General features: G+C 48.6%; 13 protein-coding genes. 8 read left to right on the top strand and 5 right to left on the bottom strand.

Going from position 1 to position 18,122, the window contains the following annotated elements; genetic code table 11:
- Positions 1-176 precede the first annotated feature (176 nt).
- From EYB58_RS03210 to EYB58_RS03195, 4 genes are all read left to right on the top strand, one after another.
- Positions 177-914 (top strand): hypothetical protein, encoded by a 738-nt coding sequence (locus tag EYB58_RS03210; RefSeq protein ID WP_111955180.1) that lies wholly within the window; start codon positions 177-179, stop codon positions 912-914.
- Positions 907-2,028 carry a multiheme c-type cytochrome gene (locus EYB58_RS03205; RefSeq protein ID WP_111955182.1) on the top strand — a complete coding sequence of 374 codons (1,122 nt, stop codon included), beginning with the start codon at positions 907-909 and terminating at the stop codon, positions 2,026-2,028. The genes EYB58_RS03210 and EYB58_RS03205 overlap by 8 nt, the downstream gene beginning before the upstream one ends.
- 135 nt (positions 2,029-2,163) lie before the next feature.
- Positions 2,164-4,269, top strand: a complete 2,106-nt coding sequence (locus EYB58_RS03200) for a TonB-dependent receptor plug domain-containing protein (protein WP_111955184.1) — start codon at positions 2,164-2,166, stop codon at positions 4,267-4,269.
- Between the two features lie 12 nt (positions 4,270-4,281).
- Positions 4,282-8,277 (top strand): acyl-CoA dehydratase activase, encoded by a 3,996-nt coding sequence (locus EYB58_RS03195; protein WP_111955186.1) that lies wholly within the window; start codon positions 4,282-4,284, stop codon positions 8,275-8,277.
- Between the two features lie 142 nt (positions 8,278-8,419).
- On the opposite strand, the gene rnk is transcribed toward EYB58_RS03195, so the two are convergent.
- The 4 genes from rnk to EYB58_RS23790 all read right to left on the bottom strand — a co-directional run bounded on the left by rnk (position 8,420) and on the right by EYB58_RS23790 (position 10,555).
- Positions 8,420-8,833, bottom strand: a complete 414-nt coding sequence (gene rnk, locus EYB58_RS03190) for a nucleoside diphosphate kinase regulator (RefSeq protein WP_111955188.1) — start codon at positions 8,831-8,833, stop codon at positions 8,420-8,422.
- Positions 8,834-9,603: 770 nt separating this feature from the next.
- Positions 9,604-10,053, bottom strand: a complete 450-nt coding sequence (locus tag EYB58_RS03180) for a HEAT repeat domain-containing protein (RefSeq protein WP_111955194.1) — start codon at positions 10,051-10,053, stop codon at positions 9,604-9,606.
- 223 nt (positions 10,054-10,276) lie between these two features.
- Complete coding sequence (locus EYB58_RS24990) at positions 10,277-10,426, bottom strand: AAA-type ATPase lid domain-containing protein (RefSeq protein ID WP_479723403.1); 150 nt, start codon at positions 10,424-10,426, stop codon at positions 10,277-10,279.
- Positions 10,427-10,459: 33 nt separating this feature from the next.
- On the bottom strand, positions 10,460-10,555 hold the full coding sequence (locus EYB58_RS23790; RefSeq protein WP_242637534.1) for a sigma 54-interacting transcriptional regulator: 96 nt from the start codon (positions 10,553-10,555) through the stop codon (positions 10,460-10,462).
- Positions 10,556-10,830: 275 nt separating this feature from the next.
- Between EYB58_RS23790 and EYB58_RS03170 the strand changes: the two genes are divergently transcribed.
- On the top strand, positions 10,831-11,151 hold the full coding sequence (locus EYB58_RS03170; protein ID WP_111955196.1) for a cupin domain-containing protein: 321 nt from the start codon (positions 10,831-10,833) through the stop codon (positions 11,149-11,151).
- 49 nt (positions 11,152-11,200) lie between these two features.
- Here EYB58_RS03170 and EYB58_RS03165 read toward each other — a convergent pair whose 3' ends face one another.
- Positions 11,201-11,995 (bottom strand): 4Fe-4S binding protein, encoded by a 795-nt coding sequence (locus tag EYB58_RS03165; RefSeq protein ID WP_111955198.1) that lies wholly within the window; start codon positions 11,993-11,995, stop codon positions 11,201-11,203.
- Between the two features lie 353 nt (positions 11,996-12,348).
- Between EYB58_RS03165 and EYB58_RS03160 the strand changes: the two genes are divergently transcribed.
- From EYB58_RS03160 to EYB58_RS03150, 3 genes are all read left to right on the top strand, one after another.
- Positions 12,349-14,490, top strand: a complete 2,142-nt coding sequence (locus EYB58_RS03160; protein WP_111955200.1) for an LOG family protein — start codon at positions 12,349-12,351, stop codon at positions 14,488-14,490.
- Positions 14,491-14,608: 118 nt separating this feature from the next.
- Positions 14,609-15,478, top strand: a complete 870-nt coding sequence (locus EYB58_RS03155; protein WP_111955202.1) for a thioredoxin domain-containing protein — start codon at positions 14,609-14,611, stop codon at positions 15,476-15,478.
- A gap of 40 nt (positions 15,479-15,518) precedes the next feature.
- Entirely contained in the window at positions 15,519-17,993 is a 2,475-nt protein-coding gene (locus EYB58_RS03150) for a glycogen/starch/alpha-glucan phosphorylase (protein ID WP_170299773.1), read from the top strand.
- Positions 17,994-18,122: the final 129 nt, after the last annotated feature.

Below are 18,122 nucleotides of genomic sequence, written 5' to 3'. Positions count from 1 at the left end.
AATTACTTTCTTGATTTCGTTGTGGGCTGAGCCTGGGCGCTGATAGATCAAGTCAGCCCATGGCTGTTTATATGAAAAAATTGAACTAACCGGTTAGTTTTTTTAATGATTTGTTGTGGTCTGATCTCGGTGAAAGACCAGGTCGGCTATGGCCGTTATTTAAATAAGGAGAAAAAATGAAAATTAGTATGGAAAAACAAAGCTGGAGAATGTTGGCGATTGCCTTGTTATCTATGGTTATTCCCGTTGTCGGGACGGCAAACGGAGCGGAAAATTACCCAAAGATGCAGTACCCGGCCTTTTTTGACAAAATCAATCCCATCGTTTTGAAAGATCCTTTAGGCGAATTTATCGGGACAAGCCAGGGAGGTATCTTAGAAATCACCTATGTGGACACGGTGAAAATGGCGGGCCATAGTTGTGCCGTCGTAGGCGGGGCCTATCTTGCAGCCCGGGAAGGGCTCAAGGCTTTATATGGAGAAGAATTGCCCCGGAGGGGGGAAATAAAGGTTGAAATCAGACATGGGGTCACCCAAGACAATGCCGGCGTTGTGGGTTCCGTGATTTCCAATATAACTGGGGCGACCACAGATTTCGGATTCGAAGGGCTTCCCGGGGGACGGTTCAACCGGCGGAATTTGCTTTTTTATAATGCACCCATTGATACGGATATCCGGTTTACCCGGTTGGACACAAACCGCCAGGTGGGAATCAATTACCACTCTGAGAGAGCGGTGAATCCCAAAGCCATCCTGATGAGTGCCATCGGCCCGGATGCAACGCCTGAAAGCAAGAGATCCTTTCCGGAACGGTTCCAGAATATGGTCAAACAATTATTCGAGCAATCGGACCGGGTGATTGAGGTCATTGAATTTGCCGCACCGGCCAAAAAGGATCAGGATACCAATGGATAAAAAACTTTTTTTTATAATCGGTATGCTGGTGGCAGTTCTGTGGAGCGATTTGATATCGCCTGCCGTTGCCCGGGGCAATGCACCGGACGAATGCATCCAATGTCACACGAAACTCACACCTTTCCTGGTTGAAGACTGGAAGCTATCCAGCATGGCTAAATCAGGTATGGACTGTACCCAATGTCATGGTTCCGCGCACACCAATGAAACCGATTCAAAAAAGGCCATCATGCCGAATATCAAAGTGTGTGGGACATGCCACAAAGAACAGGCGGAACGGTTTACCATGGGCAAGCACGGCAAAGCCGAAGCCGCGCTATCCATAGCCACCATGGGTAAAAAGGTCAAAGCCCAGGCTCCCGGCATTTTTGATAAAACCTGCGCGACCTGCCACAACGGCATCTGCAAGGACGGGGGGCAGTGCAACGCCTGCCACGGTAGCCACAGGTTCTCCGCCCGGGAGGCGCTCAAACCCGAAGCCTGCCTTCCCTGCCACATGGGCAATCATCCCCAGTATGAAGCCTATGAAAATTCAAAGCACGGTGCCTTGTACCGCTCCCGGGGGTTGGACAGTGGTGTTCCCACATGTGCGACCTGCCACATGCCCGGCGGTGATCACATGGTTAAAGCTAGTTGGGGGTTTTTGGGGGTTCGAGGCGAGGAATCGGATCCCAAGCTTTCTGCTGACCAGAACACCGTTAAAGGGGCAGTGGAAATGCTCGGTCCGATTTTGGCCCCGGACAGCTTTCGGCCAGATATGGCCCAATGGACTGAACAAAGAAATGCCATGGTGGAAGTTTGTAGCCAATGCCATGCCGGGTCCCGGGTCCGGGAGAATCTGGCCGCCTGTGACGGAATTGTTGCCCAGGCCAATCATCTGGCTGCCGAATTCATTAAGTCTGCTGATAAGCTCAAAGAACAAGGTGTTTTGAATCAAAAGGAATACTTCTGGCTTATCCGGGACAAGATGCACGCCCAGCGGATAGGCATGTACGTCAGTGCATTTCATCAGTTTCCCGAAGGAGTCCTTTTGGAGCTGATCCATTTCAAGCGTGCGACCATGGCGCTTCAAAAACAGCAATCCGAAAAGATAACTACAGATGAAAAGCATTAAGGAATGGGAGCCAAATAATTTAACCTGGGAGCGCGGGCGTCTCGCCCGCATTGTTACTGCAGGCGGGACGCCTGCGCTCCCGGATATAACAAAATGGGTAAGTTATTTAAAACCCATTCCTAAAGGAGACTTCAGATGAAAATAAAAATGATGGCCTGTCTGTATGCGGCAGTACTGAGCGCCATGGTTGCCGATGCAGCTTTGGCCGAAAAAAAAGATATCGTCCAGGAAGATCCCCTGGTGATCACCGCAACCAAGACGGAAAAAGAGGTTGACGGGATCACGGCGTCAGTGGATGTGATTACCGCAGAGGAGATCAAGATGATGGGCGCATCCACCCTGAAAAACATCATGGAAAAAACCCCGGGCCTGACCCTGCAGTACGGCCAGTTTGCCCATTCAAGCGCTAAGTCCAAAAGCACCATCTCCATCCGCGGCATGGGGGGCAACGGCACCCTGCTGATCATTGACGGCAGGCGTACCGCAGGAGAGACCCAGAGCACCTACGAGATGGACAGGATTCCGGCCAGCATGATCCAGCGGATAGAAATCGTCAAAGGCCCCATGAGCACTCTCTACGGATCAGATGCCCTGGGCGGAGTGATCAACATCATCACCAAAAAGGCCGGCCGGAAGAAATTTGCCATGGACATGGATGTCTCCACAGGGATGAACGACCAGGGGGACGGGGAATCCTACAAGGCCGGTGTCAATGCCCGGGGACGGATGGGAAAACTTGGGTATACCCTGTATACCAACTACAATAAGACCAGGCCCTATACGGAAACTGAAACCTATTTTTCAAAAGCCCTGAACCCTCAGACCAGCCAGCCTGTCACCTCGGATCCCCAGCACACGGAAACCGGTGATATTGACGTCACCTATCGCGATGCCTCGGAAGTTTTTTCCACAGGAATTTCCCTGGATGCGGATCTGACCGATGCGCTGAATGCACAGATGGGTCTGAATTACTTTGAAGAAAACCGGGACGGCACATACGCCGGCGGATTTAAAAAGGCAAGACCCGGACAGACCCCGTCCGCGGTCATGGTTCTGGATACGCCCGTGGACTCAGCCGACGACAACAATAGACTGGATGCCAATACCGCGCTTAAGTACAGATTCACAGATACCCTGACAGGCCGGATAGGGGTCTACCGGTCGGAGTATGAAAAACGCAACAAAACCCGGGCAAAAAATTTTACGGCAGCCACGAATACCAAATTCAGCGCAGATGTGGATATCACCGGATACGAGGCGGAATCTACCTGGGCAGCCACGTCTGATCATCTTCTGGTGGGCGGTGCCGAGTACCGGGAAATATCGAGAAATTCCGCCGCCATCAACCCAGACCCTACAAGTTACGCGTTTGTAAACGACACCCAGTTGTTCAAGGCGGTTTATCTCCAGGATGAGTGGCAGATTACTTCAGGCCTTAATGCCATTTTTGGTGCCCGGTACGATGATATGTCCGATGCGGACAACAAAGCCACCTTTAAAGCCGGACTGGCCAAGCAGTTTTCCCCCCTGTTCAAAGTTCGCGTGAACTACGCCGAAGGCTACCGGGCACCGGATACGGCAGAGCTCTATGTGGTCGCCCCGACACCGGGCGACATCCCAAAGATTGGCGCCGAAGCCGTATACGGCACCAAAACAACAGTGCACGAACTGGCTCCTGAATTTTTGCGAAGCTATGAGCTTGGAATCGGCGGAGAGTATCAAGGATTCAGTTACGAAGTCGTACTCTTCTACAATGATGTCAATGATAAGATTGAAATCCAACGGGTGGACGCCGACGGTGACGGCAGTGACGATTACCAGACCTATGTTAATAAGCCGGATGTTGATATCAAAGGCCTAGAGGTGAACCTGGGATATGATTTCGGGCACGGGGTCACCACCGACTTCAATTGGACGGAGCTTTCCACCGAAGACGGTCAAACCGGAAAAGATTTGCTTTACAACCCGGAACGGACCCTTTCTCTGGGCGTGAATTATCAGGCCACCCAGACGCTTTCCCTCTCACTTACGGCACGGCATATCGGCAGTCAGTACAAAAGCGAGACGGAAAAGGTAAGCTCCTACGAGCTGGTGGATATTAGTTTTCTCAAACACTTTGGCAACAAAAAACAGTATGCGTTTTATGGCGGCGTGAACAACATTCTGGACGAAGCTGTGGACGAATCCCTTGGGTCAAATGTGGGACCCTATATATTTGCCGGTATGCGGGTCCATTTTTAAGGAGAGTAAAAGATGAATTTTCCTGTCATGGGGGTTGATATGGGCACCAGCGCAATCAAACTGGTGGTCCTGGATGCGAATAAAAACAGGGTGTACTCCCGCTTCCAGAAGCATTCAGGCTCTCCTGCCGCCTGTTTGAAAACACTGTTGTCCGAAACCGCCTCAAGATTTCCCAAGGCTCGGTTGGGAATGACCGGCAGCCTGGCCGAACCTGTTGCCGAAAAGATAAAAAAAGTGTCGGCCGAACAATTCGCCGGGCATTCGGATTTGCAGGCACAAACTGACAGCATCAACCCGGATCCTGGCGTTTTTCTGCTGGATATGGTACCGGCGGTGGTCGAAGGATGTCTTGCCATGGTTCCTGACGCCAGGTGCATCATGGAGATCGGTGCGGCGCGTGCAAGCTTTATTACTAATTTTTCAAAAAAAGATGCCACACGAGTGAAGTTTTTTTTCAACTCAAGCTGTTCGGCGGGCACCGGTTCCTTTCTTGAGGAACAGGCCCAGCGGCTTGCCATACCGATTTCCGGGCTGTCCGGGCAAACACGCCTGGCAACAAAGGTGCTGCCCATTGCCGGGCGCTGCTCAGTGTTTTCCAAAACCGACATGATCCACTTCCAGCAGGACGGAGCCAAAATTCCGGACATTCTCCTGGGTCTGATCCATGCCATGGTCAGAAATTATAAGACCAACGTGGTTAAGCGCAATCCGGTTTCCCCGCCGGTGTTCCTGACCGGTCGGGTCATGGAAATCCACGGGGTACGCCAAGCCCTGGCCAAAACCTTTAACCTGTCTGCCGATGATTTTTTTTTGGAACCGGAACATACCTACGCCAACGCCATGGGCGCAGCGCTGGCGGTGCCATCGGCGGTACAGGCTTTGGAATTGTCCCGGATCTGCCGTTTTTCAGACACAGGAGTGCCCGGATCAAAATCCCCAGGCACAGCCCGGCCCCTATCCGATTTTGGAGACGACGATCAGGAAGGGCTGCATCCAATTAAAACATCCTGTCCTTCCTCGGCAGGACATCTGGGTGTTGATGTGGGCTCCACATCAACTAATCTGGTACTCATCAGCCCGGACAGGCAGGTACTGCACTGGCAGTACCTGCGCACCCGGGGTACCCCTGTGGAAACGGTACATTCGGGCATGATGCTGCTTAAACAGCAAATGGGAAAAGACTTTTCCCTTTTGTCCATCGGGGTTACCGGGTCCGGACGCTATCTGGTCGGCAAATCCATCGGGGCGGATATAGTAGTCAACGAGATTACGGCCCAGGCCGAAGGTACACTGTTCCAGAACCCGGAGGCAGACACTATCCTGGAAATCGGTGGCCAGGATGCCAAATTTATCCGCCTTGAAAATCAGGTGATCACAGATTTTGAAATGAACCGCGTTTGCGCAGCTGGTACGGGTTCCTTTCTGGAAGAGCAGGCCCAAAAAATAGGGGTGGATATCCGGGACTTCGGCCCCCTGTCACTCAAGTCTGCAGCCCCATTGGACCTTGGAGAACGCTGCACCGTGTTTATTGAGGGGGCGCTATCCAAGGCCCTGGGACGGGGAGAGGCCAAGGCCGACATCGTGGCGGGCCTGGCCTACAGCATCGTTAGAAACTACCTGACCCGGGTGGTTGGTGACCGTTCCCTGGGAGATCATATTTTTCTTCAGGGCGGTATCGCCCATAACCAGGGTGTGGTCAATGCCTTCCGCTCCCTTCTTTGCCGGCCGGTCACCGTCCCCCCTTATTTCAGCGTTACCGGCGCTCTGGGGATGGCACTTCTGTCCCAATCCAGATTTGAATCCGGCACCATCGGGGCATTTTCCGGAAATCCCGGAGCCGGTACTACCAAGGCTGCCCGGGATGCGTCACAAAACCGGCCGGAATTTTTGGAAACCGTGCCCGATATCTGGGCCCGTTCCCGGGACCTGTTTCTGGAAGGCTATGAACCCAACCGTTTTCCTGGTCGCCCGACCATCGGCATTCCCAGGGTCTTGTTTCTCCACAAGCTCTTTGTGTTGTTCAACCGTTTTTTTACAGAACTTGGCTTCAACGTTCTTCTTTCCGATCCCACAAACCGGGATATGGTCAACCAAAGCAGGGAAACCGCTTTAGAGGAAACCTGTTACCCCGTGAAATTGGTCAACGGCCATGTGGAGGACCTGCTCCAAAAAGGGGTGGATTATATTTTTCTGCCCCGGATCTTCACCATGAAGCATTCAGGTTCCTGGGCAAGAAAGGACTATGGCTGTCTGTATTTTCAAACTGCAGCCAAACTGACCGAACATGCCCTGAATCTTGAGGACAGAGGCGTCACCCTGCTCAGCCCCCAGATTTCATTTAAATTCGGCACCAGGTACATTGCTAAAACCATCCTGGACCTGGGAAAGACCCTGGGCAAGTCCAGACTATCCACCATCCGGGCCATGCAGAAGGCCGCTTTGACTTTTATAAGGTACAATCGCAGTCTGGTCCGGCTGGGCAAATCTTTTTTATCATCCATACCGTCAGGCACCCCTGTATTTGTTGTCATCACAAGACCCTACGGCATGAATGATCCGGTGCTGAATATGTCTGTGCCGGAGCATCTTTCGGCCATGGGATACCGGGTCATGCCCTTTTTCGTTCTGGAAGCTGAAGAAGAAGGGATGGACAAGGATTATCCCAACCTTTACTGGCCATTTGCCCAGCACATTCTTGCCGGTGCCAGAAAGATCCGGCAAACCCCTCACCTTTTTGCCGTCTACCTGACCAATCACGGCTGCGGTCCGGACACGGCCCTGCTTCATCTTTTCCGCAGGGAGATGGCCGGGAAACCCTTTCTCCACCTGGAGGTGGACGAACACAGTTCAAAGGTAGGGATCATCACCCGTCTGGAGGCTTTTGCCTTGAGTTTTGACAAAAAGGCTGTCCCCAAATCGCTCCCGGATACGTCGGGCCGATTGTTGTCATCATTGAATAAAGACCTTCCACTGGCCATCCCCCCCTTGTTTCCCTTTTCGGAGCTGGCCTGTGCCATTCTGAAGACCAAAGGAATCCGGGCCCGAACCCTCAGTCCCACGGACTCAGACAGCCTTGAACTGGGAAAGCGGCTGAGCGCCTCCAAGGAATATCTCTCCTTTGTCAGCCTCATGGGCGATGCCAAAAAAGATGCCATGACCGGTATGCCCGGAGCCCTGCTCATCCCCCAGACCGAAGGGGCGGAAGTGGAGGGCCTCTACGCCCAGGTTATTGCCTCGCTGCTTGGAGATAATTTTCCCGACACCCGCATTTATGCGCCTTTTCTGGAAGATGCGATTCTGGCCCCGGATTTTTTTCCCCGCTTTTTCCTTCCCCTGGTAGCGGGCGACATTATTTTGGCCGGACCGGTCCATGGCCGCAAAAAGGCTCTGGAACAGGTGATTGCGTCCATAAACGATCTAAATACCGATGCTGTGCTTGATCTTGCCACCCGTACAGCCGCCGCTGTTGATCCGGATAATCTAAAGCTTCTGGTGACAGGCGAGCCTGCGGTGGTCTTCAATTCCTTCAATCACCAGTTTTTTCTAGATACTGTTCCGGCCCGGATCTGTTGGCAACCCCTTTCCGAGGTGCTTTATCTGCTCTGGGAAGACTGGAACAACCGCCAAAAGGACCCTGGCATTCAAAAACATCTCGACTTGTGCCGGCAACTGATGATCAGGGTCGCCCGCGTATTGGGGACTGCAGGAGCCTTTGAACCCGATCCTGAAACCCTGGGAACTGTTGCCGATAATATTTTACCGCTTTTTTCCGGCAGCAACGGTCGCTATCGCCTGGCCAAACGATTCACTCAGACCGCCCCCCACGGCATCCTTGAAATCGGATCGGCCTACGAAAATACGGGCATTATTACAAGACAGCTTGGAGATTCAAAATCCAACCCGATTCCGGTGCTCAATTTGGTCTTCGACGGTAGCGATCATAATGGAAACAAGGAACTGCTGCGCAATTTTTTATACTATCTGAATGCGAAACCCGGCCTCGTTTGAAATGTCGATTTCAGAAGAGATTCCTCCCTTGGATCATTTTTAAAAGACCTGCTTCAACTCACAAACATAACGGTTTCTGATTTCTGGCAACGGTTTTCATACCGTTACTCATTTGCTGCGGCCTATAGGTGAACACTTTTGATTACAAATTGAACTGTCCACAGGTTTCGGGTTGATAATGAATTTTTATGAATTTTAATTTTTTTAATCCGGAGGGGGCAACCCATTCTATGGACTGCCCCACTTTATGCCCAAGGATTGCAATACCTATGGGAGCCAGAATCGAAATTTTGTTCCCCTTGATATCTGCATCTTCCGGAAAAACTAACGTATAGGTCTTTTTTTCATTCGTGACCTCATTTTCAACCGTGAAGGTCGAATTCATTGTAATAATATTATTTGGAATAAATTCAGGTGGCACAACAATACAATTAGAGATCTTTTTTTCCAGGGATTCTAAGTTCTTTTCATCAAAGCCATTATGGCCCCAGTACAGATCCAAAAGGCTCTCCAGACGGTCTAAATCAAATTTTGTTATCAATAGTTCCTTTTCCATTTCAATTTCCTTGAATGATTCAGTCACTTCAAATTTTTCGACTTTATTAGTTTCGGCCTTTCCTGGGCGGAATATTCGTGCCGCAAAATTTACATTTAACGAATTGATGTCTTTTGCTGAAGGCTACAATTTGAGCAATTAAACACTTTGGGCACACCCGCTTAAGAGGGACACTTGTGCCTATGCTTCCAGTCAGAAAAAATGAACTCATTTATACGCTCCCCTGATCAATTATGGCATCAGCCACTCGGCGGAATCGGGCAACATTTACACCGAACATATAGTCGCCTTTCCTGTTGAATACCTTTGCCGTTTCGAGACACTGGTCATGAATATTTTATGACCTGATGCGGTACTTATCTCCAATGTTCATTTATTTTTATCAAAACAAGGAGACTGCTTTTCTTGCCCAAGTTTGCCGCAGCCATCGAATAACCTCAGTTTTTAAAGTCATATTGCCTCCTTAATTATGATTTAAACAGATCATTAGATCTGCTGCTCTCCAGGAACTAATTTAGATCCTCTTTTTTTTAAACTCAGAGAAGATTTACCATCTGACTCGATAAGCCGGTTGCAATTTGGACAGGTCATTCTCAACGTTTTAATATTCCCCTTGAACAGTCTTTTTTGACAATGCGGGCAAAAATACCAGGTTGACAGATTCTCGGCTGGTTCCATATCATTTAGAAACATCTTGTACATGGTCTCCATATTAATAATAATTATCCGCCGAATGCGGTCCTTTGCCCTGAAAATCAGGCGTTGGTAAATCAAGCCGTTTCAACAACCTTCTGGATTTGTTTATATGTAACGTCCAACGCATCATGGAAAATCGGCGGTGCCGGCGAAGACAATAGTGCCGATACGTTTTGGTTTGCCTCATTGATGAACACGCGGACAAGGTCTTTGTTGAGTTTTTTGTTCTCCATAACCATCGGAATCAGTGTTGACAAAACTTCTGTCGCCATAATACGAATGTTGTAGTAAAGATCATCTCTTTTAACTAGTTGAACGATTTGCTTCACTGTCTCAATAGAAGGTTTTCTTAATGTCAGGGCAGCCTCAACAGCAGCTTCACGCAGCAGCCAATTTTCGTCATAGCAAAGTAGATGGATCAGCGCGTCCTGATGATCGTCCAAAGTTGCTGAATCTCTCAGACGTGTCAATGTGTTTAGCGCATTACACCAGTCCATTAAATTTCCAAAAATGTGATCTTTCATCCTTCCTCCAGTTTAAAAACAGACTGCTTATCAGCCGCTTCGATTTTTCGTACCAACGACGCCGGTTGGTTTGGTTATGATAGAAGCAAGGAGTGTACCAAGGCCTAAAGCCTGCCTAATAGACTGAAAAAACGATATTTTTTATTGGGATAAATATTCGAAACTGTTGTTAAAGTGTCGCAGAATGCAACATCGGTGCAGATTGCACCCAAAGGTGCGGGGTTTATTTTAAATGAGTGTTTTTTTTGATACAGCATGTCTGAAAATACTGGGAAGGCTTACTACGGTTAACAGGGCTTTCTTCAAATAAAGTGGCTCTTTCAATAATGTTCTCTATCTCTCTCACATTTCCGGGCCAATTGTATTTTTCCATCAATTTTAAAGCATCGCAGGATATTTGATCTATCTACTTATTGTGCTGGGCAGCCTCAAAAAAGCCCTGCTTATCCAATACGGTTCCCGTATATGCGCCTTTAATGTGTCCGAACAATTCACTGTTCATCAAATTTTTTTTTGAGAATTTGATATATATCAATGAAACAATCTGGTATTTTTGATAAAAAAAATCAGGATGACAACTTAAGGCTCGCAATGAAAATAAAACTGCACATAAGACTTGCCTTTTTAAGCCGTCTTCCGCGTTGCGCCACTGGACATCAGGAACAATATAATTACGGCACGCGCCTTTAATACGACTTAAAACCCTAAGTCTTATTTGGACGATTTTAATCTGATCCCAAGCCTAAATCAAAGGCAATAAATGTGAAAGGAAAAACCATGAAAGTTTTAAAACTCACAGAAACAAACGAATTTAACCCTGGAGCTATGAAGCGATTTTTTTTAGTTCAAACGTCAGAATTTTTCAAAATCATCAATTTTAATCTTGATGCCGGCGTAACGTTTCCAGTGCACTCCCACGATCTGGACGGAGAATTGTCCATCCAGGTTCTTGAGGGAAAGGGGTGGTTTCTGGGAGAGAATGATACAAAAATTCCGGCCAATGAGGGGGATATTTTGGTTTCGGAAATCAGGGAACCCCACGGGGTTATGGCAGACACCAGAATGCGGATCATCGTCACCATTGCCCCGCCGATTTGATGAAACCGCTCGGCGGGAAAACCAAATTGCCGGGACGAAGGACCGTAGATTAAATAACTTGAAGAATGTCCCGGGGAATTTCGCTGTCACCCAGCAGGGCGGAAAATTTCTGGCCTGCCCGGCTGTTTTTTTTGTAATACGTCAGGCAGGCTTTGACGACTTCAAGGACCTGGGCTTCGGTAAACAGGTGGGGCAACTCCCGGGCAAGCCTGGGATGCCGTCCTAACCGACCGCCGAGCAGAACACGGTATCCTTTTTTTTCTGACAGGATACACCCCGTGGGACAGGCGTGAATGCAGGCACCGCAGCCAAGGCAAGCCTGGGTATCAATAAGAGGAAATGGGGTATTAGACAAGGCAACGGCATTCTCCTTGCAAACATTGACACAGGACATGCATCCGTTGCACAACGTCTCTTTCGCCCTGGGATAGATGGCGGCGATGATACCAATATCCTTGATCTGTGGCTGGGAACAGGCATTGGGGCAGTGGGAAACACTGATTCGAAATTCATGGTGGAATCTGAGCTTTCCCGGAACGCTTTCCTGCAGAAATCCCAAAAGGTCTTCTGATAGAAGCAGAGCTTCAAGCCGCGCCGTCAAAGTATCTTTTTCAACGCAACTGTTGGGGCATCCCTCCTGGCCGAAACAGGCCTCGATCTGATACCCTTTAATTTCCGATTCCATGTTGGATAAAAAGCGTTTTCGTGTGGCATGAACATCATCCAATGAAACCATGGAGTGTCCGCGTTCCGCAGCCTCTTTTTCTATCCGTTTGCGAACCTTTTTTCTTACAAAAAAGGGACTCTTTGATACTTCTTTTTCAGCATCCCAAGCCCATTTCATAATTCTCCTTTCAGGGAAAAACCCTTACACAGCAGCTTTCGATGATAATTTTTTTTGCAACGCAACAAATATATGATCTTTCATTCAAATCTTTAAAAATAAATATGCCTGAAAAAAAACGTATAATCCTTGATTCAAGTCAAGAAAAGCACAATTAATTCCTATGAGAAAACGTTTTGGATATTCTGCAAGCATTGCAATAATACGATCGAGACGCCCACGTTCCCAGGTTCAGTTCTTTCGGACTCATTGCTAAAAGTATTTTTTCTTGACGTGCAAGTGGCCCGGATTTATGCTTGTCCCTTAATTGTTCAGTTTTTTTTGCATCGGCTCATTTGAGAATAAGGTTTCTTATGGACATACCCCAGATAGTCAGTCCGGACGGTTATATTGATACCATTGCCCCTCGTACGTCCGGAGAAGAACAGATGGATGTTCGGTTTTTGTTTCCCAAAGTGTCGGATTATATTGTGTCATCCTTAAAGGAAGGCAAACCCTGGTTTTTTTCCGGTAGAAGCGGTAATGCTCAAATGGGCCTGCTTACGGACACCCACATGCCCGGTGAATCCCCGCCAGCGCCGGAAATTGACGGATCAAAGATTCTGCTTTCCGGTATGATTCGAAATTTGAATCCTCTTTTGACCAATGCCCTGGATTCTTTTGAGACCGGGGATGAGATCGGGCGGCTGGTGGTCATGGACCCGGAATTACGCATCCGGGATGTCCGCCATTACCTTCATAAACGGCTTTTTGTGGGTAACCGGGTGGGCAAGGGCTATTATGAAGGGTTTGATATCTGCCAGGAAACCGATGCGTTAACCGGAAAAACTTGCGATTATATTGAGGTGGCGCTCTCGTCTTTCCAGTATTGTTTTGAACCGGCAGCCATAATCCGATCCAGTATTGGCGCGGTGATTAAAAAGGGTCGGAGCGCCCTGAATGCCATCCGGTCCAGGGTGCCCATGGATCCGGCGCATACCCTCCTCAATCCTGGGGCGCTTTTTGTGGGGGCCATCAAGATCTCTTTGGGTGACATTTACGGGATCATTGATGCCGTGGTCGCCCCGGAAAAAGATGATATTATCCATCTGCCTGCCAGGGTGCTGGATCCTTTCCGCACCTTCAGAAATCGGCAGGTGGAACTTTATCATCTCGGGGAAACGCCTGTTCCCTTGAGTGATATTCGTATCCGCATCCGGTTTTTCAGAAGTAACAATCCCTTGACCGTCCCCCTGGAAAAAGCCAGGGTACAGGAAGGGTACCGGCTGTGCGATCTGCTCACCCATGCCGAGGTCTCCAATCTGTTTGATATTCTGGATGAAAATGCCATGGGCCTGATCCTGAACAAGGGTAATTTCATCCAGGTGCCCCGGGCCCAGGATACCAAAGGAGAGGCCCAGCTGGAGATTATTAAAAACTGTTTGGCAAAAAGTGCCCAGCGCCGCCATGAACCCACTATCCCGCATACGATAGGCGACAGGTTCAAGGAGACCCTTGGTAAGCTGTCCGTTCTGGGCGGGGTGAATTCCCGGGTGTTCATCGGCCGGCAGTTTCCTGAACGGGAAGTGGTGGATGCATTGCGAAGAACCGGGTTATGCACATTTCTTATAAATGCGGAAAATCCGTGTTTCGCCGACGACGATATACGGCACATGATCTCTTTGACCCATGCCGGGCAGGCCAGGTGTGAGTTCATGCGGTACGATCCTGTGATCGGCAAGCTGTATTCATTTTATCATGGGTGCTTCATGGAGCCTGACGACTGGGAGCGTTTTGACCGGGTAAGGTTCTGGTTTGCCTTTTACGGGTCACATACAAAGGCTGTGGACAACCGCCTGACCATTGACTTGATCAATCGTCTGGCCCTGAGTTTAGGTGATGAAATGGGCATTGTTCATGGTGGCGGCCCCGGCCTGATGAAGGAAGCCAATGATCTGGCCCGCCGGCATAATATCATGAGCGTGGGCATCGCCATTGAGTTGGAAGGGGAAAACCAGGCCTCTTTAACCACCTGTGACGGATTGATTAAATATAATGAAGGCCAGCGTTTATCCCGTCAGGATCATCTGCAGAAACTGAGCAACCTGCCTGTCATCAACACGGGTGGGTACGGTAGTGCCGAGGAGTTGAGCATCACCATTACATCCATGAAAATCCATGAAAATCCTCTGGCCCCCATTATTCTTTTGGACCCGGATAATTTATGGGAAGATGCCAGAAAGCAGACCCAGAAAATCGCAGATAAACAATACGGGCCGGCGTTTACTCCTCACCTTGTAAAATCCTGTAAGAATGCGGAACAGGCTGAAACCCATCTGATTGAATTTTTATCAGATCCGAATTTGTGGTATCAGAAGAACAACATACCGGCCCAAAGCGTGGAAAAGGCACGGATCAAATCCGCAAGGATTCGGCATTCCTTTTTGTACATTGACAATATGGAGGTTTTTTCTAACCCCAGTCCACGTCTTTCAATGGTGCCGGAGTACTCATAACAACCATGGGCTGACCCGGTCTATCAATACCCAGACTCAAGCAACAACAAAACATGAAAAGTAATTTAGCAACGTATTGAGACTTTCGTAGTAAAAAAAGGAGTGAAGAATTAAGATCATGACATTCAAGATGTGTTTTAGGCTCCTTGCTGTTTTTATGCTGGGACTCTTCGTACTTTTAGCCGGTGTCTCTTCGGGCCGTGCAGAATCGGTATGCGACCATGTGACTCTATCGTGGGTACAATCCCAGGTGCCTGTGCCTAAAGATGCAAAATTGGTATTTAAAAAAGAGCAGGGTGATATTTGTGAAGCCGTACTCTCCCTTGAAGGCGGTCTTGCGCCGGTATACGCGGGCAAGGATTTCATTGTGGCCGGCAGTCTGTATAAAAATGGTGTATCCATCACCCGGATGACCATGTCCAGCCTGTCTGACGTTGCTGATGCCGAACGAAAAAAAGCCAAGGAAAGAGAGGCAGAGGCTGTTGAGATGCGTAAAGCGTTTTTTAAAACCCATGCCGCAGACCTGGCAGATTTGGTCTCTTTGAGCTTTGCGCCGAGCGGGGCGTCCGATAAATTTATATATGTTATTTCAGACCCGGCCTGCGGCCACTGCAAGACCCTGCTTGATAGTCTGGAAGAAGTTGCTGCGGAAACGGGCCTTGCTCTGAAACTGGTCATATATCCGATTCTGGGAGAAAAAAGTAAAACCATGGCGGCTCATGTCATCTGCAGGCACCTGGGATATGGTGCATATAAAACTTTGAAGGAGGATGGCACAGTACAAGGTTGTGAAAAGGCGGACCAACGCATAAACAAAATTTTTGAACTGCTCAAAAAGGCTGAGATCTCTTTTGTGCCTCTGGTGGTTGCCCAGGACGGTTCCTGGGTGGTGGAGGGCAATGATATCTGCAGCGTACGTGAGCACCTGGGATTGGATCCGGGTACCGGCGAAAAAGGCGGCGGCTGTAAAAAGGCCGAGGAAGATTAATTTTTATGGGATAACCGTATTATAAGTGGGGAAGTGTATCATGGAAAACCAAAGAAGTTATCCGGGCAAGGCTCCGGAAAACAATGACCAGCCCGCTACAGATCTCAACGAAGATATTAAACATCACATCATGACAACCATGGGGAACGATTTTTATCCCCCCAGGAAAGACACTTATTACAAGGGACTGGCCTACAGTGTCCGTGACCGGTTGGTGACAAGGTGGCTTAACTCCCAGCGTTCTTTCTACGATAGAAGTGCGAAACGTGTCTATTATCTTTCCCTTGAGTTTTTGCCCGGTCGGTTTTTAATGAATTATGTCACCAATATGCAATTGAACAAAGCGTGCGAAAAAACCCTGGAAGGAACCGGGTTTACCATGGAAGAAATTGAGGAGCAGGAGTGGGATGCAGGCCTTGGCAACGGTGGATTGGGCAGGCTTGCGTCATGTTACATGGACTCCATGGCTTCTTTAAATATTCCGGGATATGGCTATGGTATCATGTATGATTACGGTATATTTTATCAAACCATTGTCAACGGGTACCAGGTTGAACAATGCGATAACTGGGTACGCTGGGGCAATCCTTGGGAATTCAAGCGCCGGGGATTTTTATACAATGTTCAATTTTACGGCAGGTCTGAACGCTATAAAAACAGTAAGGGCAAACTTTGTTACCGGTGGGTGGATACGTTAGACATTAATGCCATGGCCTGTGATATTCTGATCCCGGGGTACGGTACCCAGAATGTGAACAACATGCGGCTGTGGGCAGCCATGTCCAGCCAGGAGTTTTCTTTGCACGAGTTTAATCAGGGCGATTATATCGGTGCCATGGAAAGCAAGGTGCTCACGGAAAATATCTCCAAGGTGCTTTATCCCAGTGATGAGAAAGAGGGGGGCAAGGAACTTCGCCTCAAACAGCAGTATTTTTTTGTGGCCGCCACTTTCCAGGACATTGTGCGCAGGTTTAAAAAGCACAACGCCGATTTCAAGTTGTTGCCTGACCGGGTTGCTGTCCAGCTCAACGACACCCATCCTGCCATTGCCATTCCCGAACTCATGCGCTTGTTGCTGGATGAGGAAGACCTTGAATGGAATAGCGCTTGGGAAATTTCAGTAAAAACCTTTGCCTATACCAACCACACAGTGCTTCCCGAAGCCCTGGAAACTTGGTCGGTTCGCCTTCTTTCAAAGTTGCTGCCCCGTCATATGGAAATCATCTACGAGATAAACAGACGGTTTTTAAACATGGTGGAAGAACAGTATCCGGACAGCCCCGAGTTATTACGCCGGGTCTCCATTATTGAAGACGGCCCGGAACAACGGGTGCGCATGGCCCACCTGGCCATCGTGGGCAGCCACACGGTTAACGGCGTGGCTGCCCTTCATTCCAGGATTATCAAAGAGAAATTATTTAATGATTTTGACATTATTTTTCCCGGGAAAATTATCAATGTCACCAACGGCGTGACACCTCGACGGTGGGTGCTCCAGGCAAACCCGGCTTTATCATCCCTGATCACCGATACCATTGGACCGGACTGGATTACCGATCTTGACCAGCTCAAAAAGCTTATTTCCTATTCAGACAGCCCTGAATTCCGTGAAAAATGGCGCCAGGTAAAATTGGGGAACAAGGCGCGTTTGGTAAAATATATCAAGCGGAAAGTGGACATAGATGTAAACCCTGATACGCTGTTTGATGTTCATGTGAAGCGGATTCACGAATACAAACGTCAGCTTTTAAATATTTTTCATGTCATCACCCTGTATAACCGGATCAAAAAGGATCCGGCCAAAGATATTGTGCCAAGGACGGTTATTTTTGGCGGTAAGGCGGCACCTTCCTATGTCCAGGCAAAACTGATCATCAAGCTGATTAATTCCGTTGCAGACCTTGTGAATAATGATCCGGACGTGAACCATAAGCTTGAGGTTATTTTTTTGCCGAATTATTGTGTGTCCCAGGCGGAAAAAATCATACCCGCAACCGATCTGTCTGAACAGATTTCAACAGCCGGGCTTGAAGCGTCAGGTACCGGAAACATGAAATTTGCCTTAAACGGTGCACTTACCATCGGTACCCTTGACGGGGCCAATATAGAGATGATGGAAGAGGTGGGTGAAGACAATATTTTTATTTTCGGCCTGACAGCCAAAGAGGTGGAAAAGAAAAGAGTCCAAGGATACGATCCCTGGAATTATTACAACAGCGATGAAGAGCTGAGAACCACACTGGATATGGTCAGGCTTAATCATTTTATTCCCGGAGAGCCCAATCTTTTTCTGCCCATCTGGGATTCGCTGGTGGCCCTTGGAGATAAATATTTTGTCCTTGCGGATTTTCGCGCTTTCATCCAGGCCCAGGAAAAGGTCAGTGCCCTGTATCAGGATCAGGAGCAATGGACCAGATGTTCGATTTTAAATACGGCAAATATGGGAAAATTTTCCAGTGATAGAGCTGTCAAGGAGTATGCCCGGAACATCTGGAACATTGAAATTGCTAAATAGTGCCCGCCTGAAAATCGTAAATTTTGCCGATTACTTCGTTGGTCACAATAAAATCTACGGTTGGTACGTTGGGAGAGTGGATATCATATCAGCAATTCTCAGTGAATTTCATACCCCTTGATTTTAAAG

It is taken from the genome of Desulfobacter hydrogenophilus (assembly GCF_004319545.1).
GTDB lineage: Bacteria > Desulfobacterota > Desulfobacteria > Desulfobacterales > Desulfobacteraceae > Desulfobacter > Desulfobacter hydrogenophilus.
This window is presented reverse-complemented; position numbering and strand designations above follow the sequence as displayed.